This window comes from Pseudarthrobacter sp. rb, from assembly GCF_056389225.1.
Window position 1 is genome coordinate 1 of sequence record NZ_JBWJAR010000053.1, and the last position, 1,551, is coordinate 1,551.

Annotated in this window: 2 protein-coding genes; both read right to left on the reverse strand. The window is 65.2% G+C overall.

The features are described from left to right. Positions 1-113: 113 nt before the first annotated feature. Entirely contained in the window at positions 114-263 is a 150-nt protein-coding gene (locus tag ACWRN3_RS22830) for a hypothetical protein (RefSeq protein WP_476742025.1), read from the reverse strand. A gap of 185 nt (positions 264-448) precedes the next feature. Next, positions 449-1,429, reverse strand: a complete 981-nt coding sequence (locus ACWRN3_RS22835) for a DUF4192 family protein (protein WP_476742026.1) — start codon at positions 1,427-1,429, stop codon at positions 449-451. Between the last annotated feature and the right edge of the window lie 122 nt (positions 1,430-1,551).

Sequence of the window (1,551 nt, forward strand, 5' to 3'; positions counted from 1 at the left end):
TCAAGGTATCGGTAAACCCCTTAAAACCCGCAGTAGAGCCGGCACATGGTGCCGGCTCTACTGCTTCCTCTGCAAAGGGAATCTATGGGCGCAGCGGCTTCGCTGCGTCGGGTTTAGAGGTTGTGGTGTTCCTGGGCGTGCGCGGTATCCACGGGGCCGGTTTCCTCGCCGGCTGTGAGCAGCTGCAGCTCAATGATGTCCTCGGCCAGGCTGGCGTCGTCGGCTGGCTTGTCGTCGTCGGTCAAGATGTATTCGGTTCCCACGGCGTCCCTCCCGTTAGTGGCGTCTTGCCCACTGTAGCCCGGGATCCTGCGCGCTTACGGGATGTGTTGCTGCGCCCGCGTCAGCTTTAGTGGCGGCCGGAGGAGCGCCAGGGGGGGAGGCCGCCCCGCCACTGCGGAGGCCGGGCCGGATACCTCGACGGTGATCCGGCCCGGCCTCGTCTGTCCTAGATCAGGCGGCGCTGGTAGGAAGTTCCCTCGCCGCGGGCGACGTCTGCGACGGCTCCGCGGTTGATGAGTTCGCGCAGCAGCACGGCGAGCCGGAAGTCCGAAACGTCCTCGGCCGCGAGCTTCAGGTAGCGGTCTGCCTGCGTTCCTCGGCCTTTGAGCCATTCCAGCCAGCCCATCAGGGACAGCATGGGGGCGCGCTGCCCGGTGGGTACAACCTTCATCAGGTCGAACGCGATAGCTTCGGCGCGGTCGATGCGTTCCCAGTCAGGGCGGCCGGTGAACTTCCCGGTGAGGGTGTCACCAAAGTTCCCGTTGTGCGTGGTGATGGTGTCGCGGAACAGGTAGTCGCGGATGTGGCGGTGCTGGAATGCTGCGGCCAGCTGGCGGGCCGTTTCCGTGTCCGGCGTGCCTTCTCCATCCAGCACGGTGGCCCAGGTAGCGCAGGCCGTTTCCAGTTGCTCTTCCGTGCCTTCCGGCGCGTGGACCGGAAGCGCCCACGTGCCCAGCAGCTCCGGGTTGTAGACGTCGATATCGGGGGCGGATCCGAAATAGGTGAAGGTGGCGTTGGCGTTGCTGTCTCGGATCTCGTCCAGCGAGTTCCGCTCGGTGGTGCCGTAGGCGGCCCAGTAGGTGCCTGTCACCAGATAGACCTTCTTCACGGGCATCCGTGCCGTGGCCAGCTCGTTGCTGAGTGCGAGGACGTGGGCGGCGTAGGGGAATCCGTAGGCGGGCTTCTCGTCGGTGTAAACAATCACGTAGCTTCCCGTGGCCTTCTCATCGTTGGCCGCGTAGGTCGCCATCATCTGGGCGTAGTGCAGGGGTGCCGCCTCTTCCGGCGCGTCCATCCGGAGGCTTGCGCCGAGGGCGCCCAGCCGGGTCGTGAGAACAACAAAGGACTCCTTGGGCTGGTTGCCCAGCAGGTGCGGGACGGTGGCCAGCAGGTCAGCGGGGCCGGTGATGGTCAGTTTTTCAGTCATGGTTTTTGCCTTTGCAGAGACGTGGGGTGTGTGGGGCGGCTTAGGTGACCGGCCAGCTTCCCTCTCCCCCGGATTGTTTTTTGGTTGCTGGCAAGCTTGCTTGCTCGGCGGCCGACGGAGCC